We start from the raw sequence: 16,050 nt of genomic DNA, 5'->3' as shown, positions 1-16,050 counted from the left end.
CCGCTACATGTTCAGCGCACGCTTCTGCACCGCCAGCGCGGCCTCGCGCATCACCTCGGACAGCGACGGATGCGGATGGCTGATCATGCCGATGTCCTCGGACGCCGCCTTGAACTCCATCGCCACCACGCCCTCCGCGATCAGGTCGGACGCATTGGCGGCGATGATATGCACCCCCAGCAGCTCGTCCGTCTTCGCGTCGGCAATCATCTTGATAAAGCCGTCCGGCCGGCCCATGCCCAGCGCGCGCCCGTTGGCCGACATCGGGAACTGGCCGGTGCGGATCTCGCGGCCCTCGGCCTTCAACTGCGCCTCCGACTTGCCCACCCAGGCAATCTCCGGCTCGGTGTAGATCACCCACGGAATGCAGTTGTAGTCGATATGCGGCTTCTGGCCGTCGATCACCTCGGCCACCATCACGCCCTCGTCCTCGGCCTTGTGGGCCAGCATCGGGCCGCGCACCACGTCGCCAATCGCGTAGATGCCGGCCACCGACGTGCGGCAGTGATCGTCCACGGGGACGAAGCCGCGCGCGTCGGCGGCCAGCCCCACGGCCTCCAGCCCGAGGTTGTCCGTGTTCGGCACCCGGCCGATGGAGACGATCAGCCGGTCCGCGTCCAGCGTCTGCGCTTTGCCGTCCTGGTCGGTGTAGGCGATGCTCACGCCCTTGCCGCTGCGCTTGATCTCGCCGATCTGCACGCCGAGGTGGATGGCGAGCCCCTGCTTCTTGAACTGCTTGGCGGCCTCCCGGGCGATGGCTTCGTCCACGGTGCCGAGGAAGGTCGGCAGCGCCTCAAGAATGGTCACTTCCGAACCCAGCCGGCGCCACACCGAGCCCAGTTCCAGCCCGATCACCCCGGCGCCGATCACGGCGAGCTTCTTGGGCACCGCATCGAAGGACAGCGCGCCCTCGTTGTCGGAGACGATGACGTTGTCCACCGGCACGTTAGGCAAGTGGCGCGCCCGGGAGCCGGTGGCGATGATCACGTTGCGCGCGGTGTAGGTCTTGGCCTTGGCCGCCCCCTCGCCCCCGCCCCCATCTTCACTGGCTTCCACGGTGACCACGCCGTTGTCCGCGCGGCTCTGCAACTTTCCGTGGCCCTTGATCCAGGTGACCTTGTTCTTGCGGAACAGGAACTCCACGCCGCCCGTGAATTTGTCCACGATGGCGGCCTTGCGCGCGATCATCGTGCCGAGGTCCAGCGTCACGCCCTTGACCTGCACGCCGTGCTCGGCCAGCCCGTGCTGGGCCTGCTCGAAGTGCTCGGACGAGGCCAGCAGCGCCTTCGACGGAATGCAGCCCACGTTCAGGCAGGTGCCGCCCAGCCGGGGCTTGCCGGCCGGGTCCTTCCATTCCTCGATGCAGGCCACGGTCTTGCCGAGCTGCGCGGCGCGGATGGCGGCGATGTAGCCGCCGGGGCCGGAGCCGATCACGATCACGTCGAAGTCAGCGGTGGCGGAAGCGGCAGCACCGGCGCCGCCGCCCTGCACGGCCGGGGCGGAGGCCGCAGCGGGAGCGGGTGCGGCCTTGGGCGGCGCTGCGGCGGTAGCCGGGGCCGAAGTCACCCCCGGCTTGCCTTCCGTATCGATGGTCGCAATCACCTCGTCGGCGTGCACGGTCGCGCCGTCCGGGTGGACGATGCTGGCCAGCACGCCGCTGGCGGGCGCAGGCACCTCCAGCGTGACCTTGTCCGTCTCCAGTTCCACCAGGATCTCGTCGCGGGTCACGGCCTCGCCGGCCTGCTTTTTCCATTGGATCAGCGTGGCTTCGGAAACGGATTCGGAGAGCTGCGGCACCTTCACTTCGATCGCGGCCATGGTCTTCCTTTTCTAGATGGAGTGACAAAGACCTTCAGTCTAGGAGAGACGCGAGACAGACATGTCGCCGACGCGGCGAGCGTTGCTAGGGGTTTACCCTGGATCAAGCCGCGAACTTGTCCACGAGGAAATCGACGAAAGCCCGCACCCGGCGCGAGACGTGGCGCGCGTGCGGGTAGAGCAGCATGAAGGGCCGCGTGCAGCCACCGTAGGCCTGCAGCACCTCCACCAGCGTGCCGTCGCGCAGGTCCTGCTCCACCACGAAGCGGTAGGTCTGGAACAGGCCGGCGCCGGCGCGGGCCAGCGTGGCGCCGCCCAGCGCGTCCTCGGCCGTGCCATAGGCGCCGGCGGTCACCATCTCCAGGGTCTCGCCCTCCTGCTGGAAGATCCATGGCAGGCGCCGGCCGCTGCTCGGGACATCGAACTGGATGCATTCGTGCGCCGGCAGGTCGTCCGGCGTGGCCGGCGTGCCGTGCTTGCGCAGGTAGGCGGGCGTGGCCACCACCACCATCTCGGCGTCTTCCAGCTTGCGGGCGATCAGCGTGGAGTCGTCGGGCGCCCGGCCGCGCACGGAGAGGTCGAAGGTGTCATCGGCAAAGTCCACATTGCGGTTGCTGATATGGATCTCGACGTCCACCTCGGGATAGCGCTCGCGGAAGGCCGGCAGCACCGGCAGCACGCGATAGTGGGCGTAGGGCGTGGGCAGGCTGATGCGCAGCCGCCCGGCGGGCGTGCCGTGCTGGCCGCTGATCTGGCGCTCGGCGTCCACCAGCTGCGCCAGCGCCGGCCGGCTCTGCTCGAAATAGACCCGCCCCTCGTCCGTGAGCCGGATCTGCCGCGTGGTCCGCACGAACAGCCGCACGCCCAGGCGCTCCTCCAGCCGGGACACACTGCGGCTCACCGCCGCCGGCGTGACCCCCGCCGCCACCGCCGCCGCGGTAAAACTGCTCAGTTCCGCGGCCAGGCAGAACAGTTCGATGCTGCCGAGCTGGAGATCGTCGAATTGGCGCGTCATAAGCAAATAGGGTGGGGGTTAGCGGCGAATTAGCGAGCCAGCACGTCGAGAATGCGTTGGCCGATGTAAGGGCCATGCGTCTCCAGCGCGAAGTGGCCGGTGTCCAGCAACTCCACCACGGCGGTCGGGTTGTCGCGGCGGAACGCCTCGGCGCCGGGCGGGATGAAGAACGGATCGTTGCGGCCCCAGATTACCAGTGTAGGCACCTGCGCCTGGCGGAAGAACGCCTGGAAATCGGGGTAGCGCTTCAGGTTGTTGGCGTAGTCGAGGAACAGGTCGAGCTGGATGTCCTTGTTGCCGGGCCGTTCCAGCAGCGCCGCGTCCAGCGTGTACGACTCGGGCGCCACGCTGTCCGGGTCGGCCACGCCGTGCACGTACTGCCACTTCGTGCCTTCCAGATGGAGCATGGCGTCGTGCAGCACCTGCCGGTTGGCCGCGCTGGGCTCGGCCCAGTACTGGCGGACCGGCGCCCACGCATCGCCCAGCCCCTCGAGATAGGCGTTGCCGTTCTGCGAGACGATGCCCGTCACGCGCTCGGGGTGGGCCACGGCCAGCCGGAAGCCGGTGGGCGCGCCGTAGTCGAACACGTACATCGCATAGCGCTCCAGCCCGAGGGCATCGACAAAGGCGCCGAGCGTGGTGGCGAGGTTGTCGAAGGTGTAGCGGTACTGGCGCGCGGCCGGCACCTCGGTAAAGCCGAAGCCGGGCAGGTCTGGGGCGATCACCCGGAAATGGCTCGCCAGTTGCGGAATCAGGTGACGGAACTGGTGGGACGAGGTCGGAAAGCCGTGCAGCAGCAGCATCACGGGCGCCTGCGGGTCGCCGGCTTCACGGTAGAAGACGCGCACGCCGTCGGCGTCGGCGTAGCGGATGTGGACCTGCGGGCTGGCAGTCATGGCAATTCTCCGGAAGCGAAAGCGGAAGCGGGAACGAGGGCCGTCATCGGCTTGGTTCCGAAGTGTATGCCAATCTGGTAACCTGTCAAACTTAATTTTAACGGTTACCAACGAATGCCCAATGGCATGGCGTCATGCAGCGTCTTCATCGGCAGCCGCCTCGCGCTTGCGAAAGGCGGCGACCTTGTGGCGATTGCCGCAGACCGCCATGCTGCACCAGCGGCGCCGGTGCGACTTGGTGCGGTCATAGAACCAGAGCGTGCATTCGTCGCTCTCGCATTGGCGGACCCGCCCGAAGTCGCCGTGGGCGAGCAGGTCGGCGGCGGCTTCCGCCAGCGGCACCAGGCATTGCGCGGCGTTACCGGCGGCGTGGATGCGGGCGATGCGGACGCCGCCGTCGGGCAGCGGATGCACGGCCAGATGGCTGCCGCCGGCCGCCAGCGCGTCATTCAGCGGCGCCAGATCCGGCTTGCCGCCGGCCTTGCCGTCAGCCTTGCAGGCCACGATCAGCCGGATGGCCTCGCGCAGCGCGCGTGCTGCTGTGGCCAGCCCCTTGGGCGGCGCGGCGCGATCGTCGCCGGGCCAGAGCGCCACCTGTTTCAGCCAGGCGAGCACATCGGCATCGGTCTGCCAGTGGTCGCGCGGGGTGGTGTCGGCCCGTTCGATGGTATTGAGCAGGTCCAGCGCAACGTGATCGGCAAGCAGGCGGGGGCCGGTTTCCGGGGTGGCCGCGGGATTGGCAGGTTTGGGGGGAGGGGTGTTCGAGGCGGGCATGGCGTTCTCCTGTGCCGATCCAATGTAACCGATTAAAAGCCGGCTTCCAAGTTACGCTTATTTGGGGGCTGAACCGGTCAGTGCCAGCAGGCGCCGTCGTGCCGTGTCGAAGGCGGCACCTTCGGCCAGCAGCCAGGCTTCGACCTCCGCCACCTGCGGCGAGGGTGTCGGGGCGCGCACCAGGTGGTAGGCGGCCTCGCTGCGCACATGCAGGCCCCACAGGTCCACCAGCCGGCCCGAGGCCAGTTCGTCGAGGACCAGCGCCGTGCGGCCCATGGCCACGCCCTGGCCGGCCAGTGCCGCGCCGATGGCCAGTTGGGACAGGTTGAAGTGCTGGCCGCCCGCCATGTCGGGCAGCGTCACGCCCGCGTGCCGCAGCCAGACCTGCCATTCGTGGCTCTCGCCGGCGCCTTCCCACGGGCTGGCGTCGTGCAGCAGCATCGAGGCGCGCAGGCCGTCCGGCGAACGGAGTGCCGGGTTGGCCGCCAGATAGGCCGGGCTGGCCACCGGCAGCAGCCATTCGTCGAGGAAGGGCGTGGCGCGGAGGTCGGGGTAGTGGCCGGGGTCGAAGCGCACGGCGGCGTCGATGCCCTCGCGCAGCATCCGCGAACGATCCAGCGCGTGGAACTCGCCATGCACGCGCAGGCCGATCTCCGGGTGCTGGCGGAAGAAGTCGCCCAGGCGCGGCGTGAGCCAGACCATGGCGAACGAGGGCGAGCAGGACAGCGCCACCGGCGGGCGATGCCCGGGTTTGCGCAGTTGCGCCAGCGTGCTATCCAGCGCCTGGAACGACTCGCGCGCCACACCGCGCAGCCGCTCGCCCTCGGGCGTCAGCACCAGCGCACGCGGCGTGCGCACGAACAGTGGCCGTTCGAGCCACTGTTCCAGCTTGTTCACCTGCTGGCTGACCGCGCCCTGCGTCACGCACAGCTCCCGGGCGGCCAGCGTGAAGCTGCCATGGCGCGCCGCCGCCTCGAAGCAGCGCAGCCAGCTCAGGACGGAGGCGTTGAGGGTGTTTGTCATCAGCAAAACTAATGGATAGATCAGTACAAATCGTTTGTCGGGCGGGGCGGGGGCGTCAACAATGAGTGGTCTCCTTCCCGTCCCCCTCCCCATGACGCTCCATCTGTCCTCGATTTCGGCTGCATTGCTGGCCGACCTGCAAGCCGCCCGACCGCTGATGTGGACGAATCCGCACCGCAGCGCGGAGGCCGACGTCCAGACCGTGGTGGATGGACGGCGCATTAGTCTAGCTGATATGCGTGCAGCACAGGCGCGGTTCGCCCGCTTCGCGCCGCTGCTGGTGCGGCTGTTCCCGGAGCTGGAGGCCAGCGCGGGGCGGATCGAATCCGATCTGCTGGGCGCGCCGGACATGCAACAGGCGCTCGGCCTGCCCACCCGCCACGGCTCGCTGTGGATCAAGGCCGACCACAGCCTGCCCATCGCCGGGTCGATCAAGGCGCGCGGCGGCATTCATGAGGTGCTCGAGTTCGCCGAGTCGCTGGCGCTGCGCCACGGGCTGGTCGATGTGGATGGCGACTACGGCGTGCTGGCCGACGCCCCGGCGCGCGCGCTGTTCGGCCGCTATCAGGTGGCGGTGGGGTCCACCGGCAACCTGGGCCTGAGCATCGGCGTGATGGCCTCGGCGCTGGGTTTCCGGGCGGCGGTGCATATGTCCGCCGACGCCAAGGCATGGAAAAAAGCGCGCCTGCGCGCGCGGGGCGTGGAGGTGGTCGAGCACACGGGCGACTACGCGGCGGCGGTGGCCGCTGGCCGGCGCGAGGCGGAGGGCGATCCGCACTGCTACTTCGTCGATGACGAGCGCTCGCTCTCGCTGCTGCTCGGCTACAGCGCTGCGGCGCTGCATCTGCACGATCAGCTCGAAGCGGCCGGCCTGCGCGTGGACGCGGACCATCCGCTGTTCGTCTACCTGCCGTGCGGCGTGGGCGGCGCGCCGGCTGGCATCGCCTTCGGGCTCTGGCAGTTGTATGGCCCGCACGTGCATGCGTGCTTTGTCGAGCCGACCCAGTCGCCGTGTTTCCTCGTGGAGATGCTTGCACCCGGCGCCTCGGTCTATGACGTGGGCCTGACCAATCGCACCGAGGCCGATGGGCTGGCCGTGCCGCGCGCCTCCGAGCTGGCCGCCGAGGCCATGGGCCCGCTGCTGGCCGGGGTGTGCACGGTGCCGGACGAACGGCTGTTCCTGGACCTGCACCGGGTGCGCGAGACGGAAGGGCTGCGGATCGAGCCATCCGCCGCCGCCGGCTTCAGCGGGCCGCGCATGCTGACGGACAGCGCAGCCGGCCGCGCCTACCTCGCCCGGCACGGCCTGGACACGGTGATGCCGCAGGCCACCCATCTGGTGTGGACGACCGGCGGCCTGTTCGTGCCGCCGGACGAGTACGCCCGATTCGCCGAACGCGGCGCCGCCTACTCGGGCTGAATCCCCGCCAGCTTGATCATGCGCTGCCAGTTGCCTTGATCCTCGACGATGGCGCGGGCCAGCTGCGCGCCTGGCGCCGGGTAGGCATTGGTGCCGCGCTGGGCGTGGTGGGCGGCGGCTTCCGGCGAATTGACGAATTCGAGCGTCCAGGCCTGCAGCTTGTCCAGCACCTCGGGCGGCGTGCCCTTGGGCGCGAACAGGCCGGTCCAGCTCACCACGGTGATGGCCGGCAGGCCCGCTTCGGCCATGGTCGGCACATCGCCCATGATCGGCACGCGGCGGTCGCTCATCACGGCCAGCGCGCGCATCTTGCGTGATTCGATCATCGGCACGGCGGCGGAGATCTCCAGCACGGTGAAGTCCAGCGTGCCGCCGAGCAGGTCGGGCAGCAGGTTGGCCATGCCCTTGTAGGGCACGTCCTGGGTGCGGATGCCGGCGGCATCGTTGAAGGCGGCCAGCATCACGCGATAACCGGCGCTGCTGGTGCCGTAGTTGAGCGTGCCCGGCTTGGCGCGCGCGGCGGCGGTCAGGTCGGCCACGGTGCGGTAGGGCGAGTTTGCCGATACCACCAGCGCCACGGGCACGGTGGAGAGGCGCGCCACGGGCACGAAGTCGCGCGGGCTGTACGGCATCGACTTGAACAGGTAGGGGTTGGCCGCCATGGTGGAGGCCGACGCGAACAGCAGCGTGTAGCCGTCCGGTGCGGACTTGGCGACGTAGTCCGCCGCGATGATGGTGTTGGCGCCGGGCTTGTTCTCGACGATAAAGCTGCGCCCGGCCTTCTTGTGCAGGTATTTGGCGAGCAGGCGGGTGTAGTCGTCGATGCCGGTGCCGGCGCTGGTCACCGAGACGATCTTGACCGGCCGCTCGGGGTAAGCCTCGGCATGGGCGGGGGTGGGTGCCGTGGCGGGTAGGGCACCCAGCAGGATGGCGGCGGCCAGCCACCGCGTCGGGAAGGTATTGCGTAGCATTCCGGTCTCCGTGTCAGTGCAGTCGAGCGATGCGCGATCATGGCGCCGGAGGCCAGCTTCAGACCTCCCCGAGGCGGGGGGGCAGGGTCTGCCCGTGGTTTTGATCCTCGCCGTCATTCTCTCCCTTCCTCTTTCCCTTCCTCTCTCCCTTCCTGTTTCCCTTCAGGCCGTCAGCACCCGCAGGCCCGCAGGCGGCACGCTCGCGCGGAGTGCCCGGGCCGGCACGGTGCGCAGGCTATCGGTGGCGGTCTGGCGCACGCTGTCGTCGGCAGCCCAGACCATCAGCGGTGGCAGGGCGGTCTGCGCCACCACGCGCCGCCACATCGCCTCGGGAATCCAGTCCTCGCGCCGCTGCGCCGCCGTCACCAGCAGCTTCCAGCTCCGCTGGAACATTGGCGGGCCGGTCAGCGGGCCGAAGCGCCGCAGGCTCGCTGTCGCGCATTGCTGGCCGAGCGCGGCGACATCGGGATGGTGATCGCCCACCAGCTTGCGCAGGCGCGTCACCACCACATCGAGCCCGGACATGTCACGGCCCGGGTCGCGCTCCCGCTCCACCAGCAGCAGATGGCCGCCGATCATCCCGGCAATCGGGTTGGTGCAGTTGCGCAGCAGGATGTCCTCCAGCTCGGGGCTCAGGATGCGCCGCTCATCGGCCAGCGCCAGCCGGGCGGTCTCGATGATCTTCTCCAGCGTGGCATCGGGCTGCTGGTCTGGCCGCCGCATCATCAGCGACACCCGGGGCCGCGCGCTGGGCGCATGCTCGCCGGGCTGCGTGCGGCGCAGGACGTAGGCTTCCAGCCCCCACGATTCGCAGGCGATCAGGCTTTGTTCGATGACCGGGCCGTTGTCCACCTTCTGCCGCAGGTAGTAGGCGCCGGGCGTCACCGCCTGCACGGCGCAGGCGTGGGAGTCCGCATCGGTGTTGCGCGCGCTGCCGCGCTCCATGCTGATGACGAGGTTGTCGTCGGCGTCCACCACCTGCACGTCCCGCCAGGGCGCGATGTTCTGCTGGGGCACCTCGGCGCTGCTCGCCGCGCGCGCCATGACCATCAGCGTGGCCTGTTTGCCGTCGCCCTCGCTCTGCAGGCGCAGTGCGGTGGCCAGCGCCACCTGCCGGTCGCGCTCCTGGGCGCCGTCCTCCGGCAGGCCCACCGGCGGCAGCACCGACGAGGCGGGTTTGGCGATCTGCGCGACGGCCAGCGGCGGGCGGTCACTGTCGAGCAGGATCACGTGCTGCGCCAGGCTGCGCCCGATCCGCGTCTTGATCTTGAACAGCCCGAACGGCAGCGGCGTGGAGAGCTTCGACATGCCGTTGTCGACCAGCGAGAAGCGGCTGTCGATGACGAAGATCTCGGCGGCGGGGTCGGCCGGGTCGATGTCGAGCGGGAACATCGTGCCGTCCGGGGCCGGCGTGACGGGCGGGCCGGTCGCCGTGATGGCGATCGACACATCGTTGGTGACGTCGAACCCCTGCCGGAGGCCGGCTTCGGGCACCTCCACCACATACAGGCCGGGCGCCAGCGGCAAGGTCATAGCGGGCTGCGCGGTCATCGCCTCCGCGCGGGGCGGCGTGCCAGACCACAGCCGCAGCGGCTTGCCGGCGGCCTCGGGCGGCAGGGTGAGCGTGACCGTGTAGCGCGGCGGCGCCACGCCGCGCGCGAAGATCAGGCCGGCATCCTCCTGCACGATCTCGGGTTCCTTGGCCACGTCGCCATCGCGCAGATGCGCCGGCGTCATGCGGGCGCAGAGGGCGTTGCGCAGCCAGTCCGCCAGGCTGCGCCCGGTGACGCGTCCGTTGGCGTCGGATGCCGCGCCGCGCAGCCCTTGCAGCAGCGCCCAGGTAAAGGCGCCGTGGATCTTGTCGCCATCTTCGGGAATGCCGATCTCGATGGCCTTGAGCGGGCGCTGCGCGGCGAAGGCGACGAACGTGGCCGCCGGCGGGTCCGTGGCCTGCACCGGAGACAGTTGGGGGTCGCGCGGCTGCAGGAAGGAGACCCGGTTCATGCAGCAGTCCATCCACAGCACGAACTCGCGGAAGTAGCCGGCGTCCTGCAGCCAGCTCAGCCAGCCCGTGGCGTGTACGTTGAAGGTGCCGAGCGTGGCGCTGGCGTTGGCCGCGAACAGGCAGCCGCGTTCGCGGCCCGGCGAGAAGCCGTGGCCGGAGACGAAGATATACAGCCGGCGGCCCACCCGCAGCCCGCGCCGTTTGGCCTGGTTCTCCCGGGCGATGGCGTTGAGCCGGCCAAAGGCGGTTTCGATTTCGTCGGTGGTCGGCAGCGCGGTGTCGCCCGCCTCGGTCAGGCGGGACTTGATCACCTGGATCTGGTCCTCGCTGGCGAAGGCGCCGCCGTTGGGGTCCATCAGCCACGCCTTCACCGCATCGACATCGTTCGCGGGCCCGTGGAGATTCGCGTCCGCGCCCGGCTCGCCGAGCTGCGGGTAATGATTGATCCCGATCAGGATGGCTTGGTCGTCGGCATTCATGGCGCGGCGGGCAGGCCCTACTGCGGATAGGCCTGGCGGATGAAGTCCTTGTCCGACTCGGACAACGCCGAGTTCATGCCGGCCGTCACGCCGTTCAGCGTCCAGGCGGGGGGGATCGGATACATCATGATCGAGCTCGGGTCCACCGCCGTGCCGGCCACGTCAGCGGCATTGAACGCCGCGAACATATTGTTTTCGATGGTGGCCTTGTCCCAGTTGTTCGGGGGGCCGGACAGATCCTTGATCACCTGCTCGCGGTTCCACTGGATGGCATTGAGCGGGTTCTGGTGCTCGTGGATCAGCCCGATGGCGTGGCCGAACTCGTGCAGCGTCACGCGCAGGATTTCGTCTTCCTCGGTGTCGTCGGTGAACCAGCCGTAGTTCATGGTCGGCTGGGGCGCCTGGATCAGGCGGGCGTCGGTGCCGATGAACGACCACGAGCCCTTGCCCTCCAGGAAGTCGATGCGGATGTCGGTCGGGCCGCTGTCCCGCACATCGAACTGGAGGTTGGCGAATTGCAGCCAGATATTGGCGGCGTCCATCACGCGGTCCTGGAGCGCGCGGGAGCCGGACAGGAAGCTGATGGTGAGTACCGTACCCGGCTGCCACCGTTTGCCGGTCAACATGGCAATCTTGCCGGGCACGCCGTTCGTCATCGGGAAGCCGGCGCAGAAACGCTTGTCGTTGCTCATGGTGCATGCTCCATTTGTGATGACCGGCCTACGCGAGCAAGCCGGTGATAACGCCCACCGCCCTGGTGGCACGATCGATCAGTTGCGACGCCTTGGTCAGGACGTCGGTAGCCTGGCGCATCTCCTGCGCCGTGCGCGTGATGTCGCTGGTGATGGCCGCGAGCTGCGCCAGGCTGGCGCGCACGGCATCTGACTCCAGGATGTCTCGCAGCCGCAGTTGCGCCAGGGCGTCGAGTTGGTCGGTGATATCGACCAGACTGGTCTGGAGGCTGTTGCGCTCGGCGTCCGTGGGCGCGAGGCCGATGCGGCGCAGCAGCTCGCGCTGCGCCACGGTCAACGCGGTCAGGGTCTGGTCGCGGGCGGCGTTCAGGCGCGCGCGGGGGGATTCGGTCGATGGGCCGACCGGCTCGGGCGCGCCGAAGGCCATCGGGGCGGCGGCACTCGGCCCGGGGCGCTGGGGCGCCATGGGGGCGGTCGTCGCGCGCACGTCGCCCGGGATGACCCAGCCATCGGGCAGCGCCTTGCGGCGCCCGTCGAGGAACCAGGTGGCGTCGAACTGGTCCGAGCGCGCCACCATCAACACCAGCACCAGAAAGTAGGCGAAGAAGCCCACCGCGAGGCCCACGCCGTAGTAGCCGAACAGCGTGCCGCTGGCGCCGCCGAACAGCGCCGTCACGGCTGCGCCGCCAATCACGCCCAGCAGCGCGATGAGGTCGCTGAACTGCACATCCCCCTTGCGGTAGCGATTGGTGAAGTACACGAACCAGCCCAGCACCACCCCAAACGCGAAGGCTCCACATTCGGCCATGTCTGTCTCCGATCAGCTCGCAAAGGCTTCCTGAACCGCGCGGGCTTTCTCGCGGAATGTCTTCAGGGCGGTGACCACGGCGGCCACCTGCCGGGTGTCGTCGTTGAGCGCCTGCGCCAGCGCGGCGTGCGCCTTGACCATGTCGTCAGCCGCCGCGCGCGCGTTGGTGCGCCGGAGCGTTTCGATGGCATCCGTCTTCGCCTGCAAGGTCGTGAGGGCGGCCGTGTAGTCGTCCGGGCTCATCTTGGCGTTGATCTGGCCGGCCAGGGTCGTGCCCGCCAGCAGCAGCCCGTCGGCACGCGCCTTGCGCAGGGTGTCCAGCGCCTGCCCCATGGCATCGCCCAGCACGGCAACCGGCTCGTTGGCGGCGGTCACGCCGCGCTTGAGCATGTCGAAGCGCCGCTGGTTCAGCGTGGCCACGCCCACGCTGAACGCCAGCCCGGCAATCGCGCCGAACTCGTTCGGCAGCCCCACCTTGGCCGTGTTGGCCAGCCCGGCGAGCGAGCCGGTCAGCTTGGAATTCGCGGCCTCCAGCGCCTCCTGGTCCTGGGCGTTGGTGATGGCGGCGAGGGCATCGGCGTAGTCGCGCAGCGCGTGGATCAGCGGCGCGGCGGAGGTGGACTCGCGCGGGGCCGCCTGGCGCGGCGCCATTGCCGGGTCAGCGGGCTGGAGCGCGCAGGGCAGTGCGTTATCCGCCGCTGGGGCGGCCGAGACCGTGGCAGGCAGCGCGCAGCCGGGGCTCAGCGCCACGCGCGTGCGCGTTGGCGTCAGTTGTGTCTGCTGGATGACAGCCCGCTCCGCCGCCACGCCCTTCGTGCCGGACTGGTAGGCCGTGGCGAGGTCATTGACCCCGGCGCGGAAGCTCTCGACTTCGGACTTGTAGAGATAGGGCGAGCAGGCGGCGAGGCCGGCGCACAGGCAGGCGGCCAGCATGCCAAGCGGCGTGGATCTGCGCATGCTGGCTCCTTTGGCCGGGAATCTCATCAGGGATAGATGATAAAAATGCCAAAGGAAACATTTCTGTGTTCGGTGGCGAACGGAAGCAAATCGGCATGTGCGCTTTGCGGGGCCGGCCCGTGCGGACTTGTTCCGCCGTGTATCAATTCAAGTTCTGCCCAGCGGGTTTATCGGCACATGGCGCGCTCCTATAGTGGCTTCCAAGGAACCGCTGTATCGATATAGGAGCTTGATCATGACCGTCGAATCCAGACTCGCCGCGCGCGGCCTGACGCTGCCGCCGCCCCCGCAGCCGCTGGGCAGCTATACCGCCGTCAGCCGTGCCGGCGACCTGCTGTTCATTTCCGGCCAGCTGCCGTTGCAGGACGGCAAGGTGGTCTGGCAGGGCCAGGTCGGCAAGGACCTGACCGTGGCGCAGGGCCGGCAGGCGGCCGAGCTGGCCGCCCTGAACGTGCTGGCGCAGATCCACGCCCATCTGGGCGGGTTCGACCGGCTCGATCACATCGTCCGGCTGGAAGGGCATGTGACGAGCGCGCCGGGGTCGTTCGACCAGCCGGCGGTGCTCGACGGCGCGTCCGACCTCTTCGCCGAGGTGCTGGGCGAACGCGCCGGCCATGCCCGCGCCGCCTATTCCCAGACCCAGCAGCCCGGCAATGCGGCGGTGATCCTGGTGGTGATCGCGCAGGTCAAGGGCGCCTGACCGGGGATTTTGTCGGCGTGCCGCTACACCACGCCCCTGGCCCGCAGCGCGGCCACGTCCTGCGGGGCGAGTTGCAGGTAGTCGCGCAGGACCTCTTCCGTATGCTGGCCGAGCGCCGGCGGCGCGTAGCGCAGCGTGGTGGGCGTGTCCGAGAGCCGCAGCGGGCTGGCGGCGGTGCGCACGCGGTTGACCGGGTCGCCGGCACGCGGTTCGTCGGCCCGATAGCGTTCCTGCTCGATCTGCAGGCCACGGTGCTGCACGTGCGGATCGGCGAACGCCTGCTCGACGTTGTTGATGGGGCCGCACGGCACGGACTTGGCTTCCAGCAGGCGGATCCAGTCGTTCGTGGGCTTGCCGCGCGTGACGGCGACCATCATCGGGATCAGCGTCTTGCGGTGGGTCACGCGGGCGCTGTTGGTGGCGAAGCGCGCGTCCGTCGCCCAGTCGACCTCGGCGGCCTCGCAGAAGCGGGCGAACTGGCCGTCGTTGCCGATGGCGAGCAGCATGTTGCCATCGGCCGTCGGGAAGTCCTGATAGGGCACCACGCTCGGATGCACATTGCCCTGCCGCGTGGGCACGTTGCCGGCGTTCAGGAAGCCGGCGCCCTGGTTGGCCAGCACCGCCATGGCGACGTCCAGCAGCGCCACGTCGATGCACTGGCCGCGCCCGGTGTGGTGGCGGGCTTCCAGCGCGCCGAGGATGGCCGTGGTGGCGTACATGCCCGTGAACAGGTCGATCACGGCCACGCCCACCTTCATCGGGCCGCCGCCGGGCTCGCCGTCCGCATGGCCGGTGATGCTCATCAGCCCGCTCATGGCCTGCACCAGCAGGTCGTAGCCGGGGCGGGCCGCGTACGGGCCGGTCTGGCCGAAGCCGGTGATCGAGCAGTAGATCAGGCGCGGATTCAGCGCGCTGAGCGTCTCGTAGTCGAGCCCGTAGCGCTTGAGGCCGCCGGTCTTGAAGTTCTCGACCACCACGTCGCTCTGCTTGGCCAGCTCGCGGATCATGGCCTGCCCGTCGGGCGTGGACATATCCACGGTCACCGAGCGCTTGTTGCGGTTGCACGCCGCGAAGTAGCTGGCCTGGGCGGTCGGGCCGTCATCGCCGGTAAGGTAGGGCGGGCCCCAGAGGCGGGTGTCGTCGCCTTCGGCCGGCTTCTCGATCTTGATGACGTCGGCGCCCATGTCGGCCAGGTTCTGGGTGCACCAGGGGCCGGCGAGCACGCGCGAGAGGTCCAGCACGCGCAGGTGGCTGAGGGCGCCGGTCTGCGGGGACGGGTGGGGTAGGTCGGGGTGGATCTGGGCTTGGGGTGTGGTCATGGGGCTCAGCCGTTGCGCGCGTCGCGGATCATGTTGCGGGCGATGATGACCTGCTGGATCTGCGTCGTGCCTTCGTAGAGGCGGAACAGGCGCACGTCGCGGTAGAAGCGCTCGATGCCGTACTCGGCGATATAGCCCGCGCCGCCCAGAATCTGCACCGCGCGGTCCGCCACGCGGCCGACCATTTCGGTGGCGAACAGCTTGCAGCAGGAGGCTTCGGTGGAGACGTTGCGGCCTTCGTCGCGGCGGCGTGCGGCGTCGATCACCATGCACTCGGCGGCGTAGAGTTCGGCCTGGCTGTCTGCCAGCATGGCCTGGATCAGCTGGAAGTCGCAGATCGGCTGGCCGAACTGCTGGCGCTCGACGGCGTAGTTGAGCGCATCCCGCAGCACGCGCTTTGCCACGCCCACGCTGACGGCCGAGATATGCAGGCGGCCCTTGTCCAGCACCTTCATGGCGGTCTTGAAGCCCTGGCCTTCCTTGAGCCCGATCAGGTTGGCAGCCGGCACGCGCACGTTCTCGAAGATCACGTCGCAGGTATGGGCGCCTTTCTGGCCCATCTTCACGTCGCGCTTGCCGAAGCTGATGCCCGCCGACTTCGCATCGACGATAAAGGCTGAGACGCCGGCCGAGCCCTTGATCGACGGATCGGTGCGCGCCATCAGCGTGAACATGCCGGCCTGCGGCGCGTTGGTGATGAAGCGCTTGGTGCCGTTGACGACGTAGTCGTCGCCGTCCCGTACGGCGGAGGTGCGCAGCGAGCCGGCGTCCGAGCCGGCGTCCGGCTCGGTCAGCGCGAACGAGGCGAGGATCTCGCCCGTGGCCAGCCGGGGCAGCCAGGCGGCCTGCTGCTCGGGCGTGCCATCCATCAGAATGCCCTGCGAGCCGATGCCGACCGTGGTGCCCAGCAGCGAGCGGAAGGCCGGCGCGGTCTGGCACAGCTCCATCACCACGCGGGCCTCTTCCTCCATGGTCAGTTCCAGGCCGCCGAAGCGCTCGGGAATGGTCATGCCGAACAGGCCCATCTCGCGCATGTCCTGCACGATGTCCTGGGGGATTTCGTCGGTCTCGGCCACGAGTGCCTCGGCCGGGACCAGCCGCTCGCGCACAAAGCGGCGCACGCTGTCGAGCAGGGCTTCGAGGGTGTCGTTATCGCGGATCATGGTTGGTCGT

14 protein-coding genes are annotated in these 16,050 nt (G+C 69.2%); 2 read left to right on the top strand and 12 right to left on the bottom strand.

The window, feature by feature from the left end; translation table 11 throughout:
• Positions 1–3: 3 nt before the first annotated feature.
• The 5 genes from lpdA to AC1DEL_RS16700 form a co-directional block, all read right to left on the bottom strand.
• The gene (lpdA, locus tag AC1DEL_RS16720; RefSeq protein ID WP_477126023.1) at positions 4–1,818 is read right to left on the bottom strand and encodes a dihydrolipoyl dehydrogenase; all 1,815 of its coding nucleotides are present in this window, start codon (positions 1,816–1,818) and stop codon (positions 4–6) included.
• A gap of 103 nt (positions 1,819–1,921) precedes the next feature.
• Entirely contained in the window at positions 1,922–2,833 is a 912-nt protein-coding gene (locus AC1DEL_RS16715) for a LysR family transcriptional regulator (protein WP_092297281.1), read from the bottom strand.
• Between the two features lie 29 nt (positions 2,834–2,862).
• On the bottom strand, positions 2,863–3,729 hold the full coding sequence (locus AC1DEL_RS16710; protein ID WP_477126022.1) for an alpha/beta fold hydrolase: 867 nt from the start codon (positions 3,727–3,729) through the stop codon (positions 2,863–2,865).
• 132 nt (positions 3,730–3,861) lie between these two features.
• On the bottom strand, positions 3,862–4,503 hold the full coding sequence (locus AC1DEL_RS16705) for a CGNR zinc finger domain-containing protein (RefSeq protein WP_477107935.1): 642 nt from the start codon (positions 4,501–4,503) through the stop codon (positions 3,862–3,864).
• Positions 4,504–4,560: 57 nt separating this feature from the next.
• Entirely contained in the window at positions 4,561–5,526 is a 966-nt protein-coding gene (locus AC1DEL_RS16700; protein WP_477126021.1) for a LysR substrate-binding domain-containing protein, read from the bottom strand.
• Between the two features lie 91 nt (positions 5,527–5,617).
• Between AC1DEL_RS16700 and AC1DEL_RS16695 the strand changes: the two genes are divergently transcribed.
• Positions 5,618–6,946 (top strand): D-serine ammonia-lyase, encoded by a 1,329-nt coding sequence (locus AC1DEL_RS16695; protein ID WP_092297290.1) that lies wholly within the window; start codon positions 5,618–5,620, stop codon positions 6,944–6,946.
• Here the strand turns inward: AC1DEL_RS16695 and AC1DEL_RS16690 are convergent.
• The 5 genes from AC1DEL_RS16690 to AC1DEL_RS16670 all read right to left on the bottom strand — a co-directional run bounded on the left by AC1DEL_RS16690 (position 6,934) and on the right by AC1DEL_RS16670 (position 12,858).
• Complete coding sequence (locus AC1DEL_RS16690) at positions 6,934–7,917, bottom strand: Bug family tripartite tricarboxylate transporter substrate binding protein (protein WP_092297293.1); 984 nt, start codon at positions 7,915–7,917, stop codon at positions 6,934–6,936. The genes AC1DEL_RS16695 and AC1DEL_RS16690 overlap by 13 nt on opposite strands.
• Positions 7,918–8,079: 162 nt before the next feature.
• Positions 8,080–10,401: a caspase family protein gene (locus tag AC1DEL_RS16685; protein ID WP_477126020.1), complete on the bottom strand. Its 2,322-nt coding sequence runs from the start codon at positions 10,399–10,401 to the stop codon at positions 8,080–8,082.
• A 17-nt stretch (positions 10,402–10,418) separates the two neighbouring features.
• Positions 10,419–11,093 (bottom strand): matrixin family metalloprotease, encoded by a 675-nt coding sequence (locus tag AC1DEL_RS16680; protein ID WP_218158043.1) that lies wholly within the window; start codon positions 11,091–11,093, stop codon positions 10,419–10,421.
• A 28-nt stretch (positions 11,094–11,121) separates the two neighbouring features.
• Entirely contained in the window at positions 11,122–11,901 is a 780-nt protein-coding gene (locus tag AC1DEL_RS16675) for a hypothetical protein (RefSeq protein WP_477126019.1), read from the bottom strand.
• Positions 11,902–11,913: 12 nt separating this feature from the next.
• A complete protein-coding gene (locus AC1DEL_RS16670) occupies positions 11,914–12,858 on the bottom strand; it encodes a hypothetical protein (protein ID WP_477126018.1) in 945 nt (314 codons plus the stop codon).
• A 235-nt stretch (positions 12,859–13,093) separates the two neighbouring features.
• Here AC1DEL_RS16670 and AC1DEL_RS16665 point away from each other — a divergent pair, with 235 nt between their 5' ends.
• The gene (locus AC1DEL_RS16665; protein ID WP_441592920.1) at positions 13,094–13,558 is read left to right on the top strand and encodes a RidA family protein; all 465 of its coding nucleotides are present in this window, start codon (positions 13,094–13,096) and stop codon (positions 13,556–13,558) included.
• A 23-nt stretch (positions 13,559–13,581) separates the two neighbouring features.
• On the opposite strand, the gene AC1DEL_RS16660 is transcribed toward AC1DEL_RS16665, so the two are convergent.
• Positions 13,582–14,877: a CaiB/BaiF CoA transferase family protein gene (locus tag AC1DEL_RS16660; RefSeq protein WP_477126017.1), complete on the bottom strand. Its 1,296-nt coding sequence runs from the start codon at positions 14,875–14,877 to the stop codon at positions 13,582–13,584.
• A gap of 5 nt (positions 14,878–14,882) precedes the next feature.
• The gene (locus AC1DEL_RS16655) at positions 14,883–16,040 is read right to left on the bottom strand and encodes an acyl-CoA dehydrogenase family protein (protein WP_092297308.1); all 1,158 of its coding nucleotides are present in this window, start codon (positions 16,038–16,040) and stop codon (positions 14,883–14,885) included.
• Between the last annotated feature and the right edge of the window lie 10 nt (positions 16,041–16,050).

This window comes from Cupriavidus sp. 10L43_2, from assembly GCF_056395265.1.
This window is presented reverse-complemented; position numbering and strand designations above follow the sequence as displayed.

Excerpts from the sequence above, each read along its gene's own strand:
- lpdA (WP_477126023.1), bottom strand. The coding sequence starts at position 1,818 with ATGGCCGCGATCGAAGTGAAGGTGCCGCAGCTCTCCGAATCCGTTTCC.
- AC1DEL_RS16715 (WP_092297281.1), bottom strand. The coding sequence starts at position 2,833 with ATGACGCGCCAATTCGACGATCTCCAGCTCGGCAGCATCGAACTGTTC.
- AC1DEL_RS16710 (WP_477126022.1), bottom strand. The coding sequence starts at position 3,729 with ATGACTGCCAGCCCGCAGGTCCACATCCGCTACGCCGACGCCGACGGC.
- AC1DEL_RS16705 (WP_477107935.1), bottom strand. The coding sequence starts at position 4,503 with ATGCCCGCCTCGAACACCCCTCCCCCCAAACCTGCCAATCCCGCGGCC.
- AC1DEL_RS16700 (WP_477126021.1), bottom strand. The coding sequence starts at position 5,526 with ATGACAAACACCCTCAACGCCTCCGTCCTGAGCTGGCTGCGCTGCTTC.
- AC1DEL_RS16695 (WP_092297290.1), top strand. The coding sequence starts at position 5,618 with ATGACGCTCCATCTGTCCTCGATTTCGGCTGCATTGCTGGCCGACCTG.
- AC1DEL_RS16690 (WP_092297293.1), bottom strand. The coding sequence starts at position 7,917 with ATGCTACGCAATACCTTCCCGACGCGGTGGCTGGCCGCCGCCATCCTG.
- AC1DEL_RS16685 (WP_477126020.1), bottom strand. The coding sequence starts at position 10,401 with ATGAATGCCGACGACCAAGCCATCCTGATCGGGATCAATCATTACCCG.
- AC1DEL_RS16680 (WP_218158043.1), bottom strand. The coding sequence starts at position 11,093 with ATGAGCAACGACAAGCGTTTCTGCGCCGGCTTCCCGATGACGAACGGC.
- AC1DEL_RS16675 (WP_477126019.1), bottom strand. The coding sequence starts at position 11,901 with ATGGCCGAATGTGGAGCCTTCGCGTTTGGGGTGGTGCTGGGCTGGTTC.
- AC1DEL_RS16670 (WP_477126018.1), bottom strand. The coding sequence starts at position 12,858 with ATGCGCAGATCCACGCCGCTTGGCATGCTGGCCGCCTGCCTGTGCGCC.
- AC1DEL_RS16665 (WP_441592920.1), top strand. The coding sequence starts at position 13,094 with ATGACCGTCGAATCCAGACTCGCCGCGCGCGGCCTGACGCTGCCGCCG.
- AC1DEL_RS16660 (WP_477126017.1), bottom strand. The coding sequence starts at position 14,877 with ATGACCACACCCCAAGCCCAGATCCACCCCGACCTACCCCACCCGTCC.
- AC1DEL_RS16655 (WP_092297308.1), bottom strand. The coding sequence starts at position 16,040 with ATGATCCGCGATAACGACACCCTCGAAGCCCTGCTCGACAGCGTGCGC.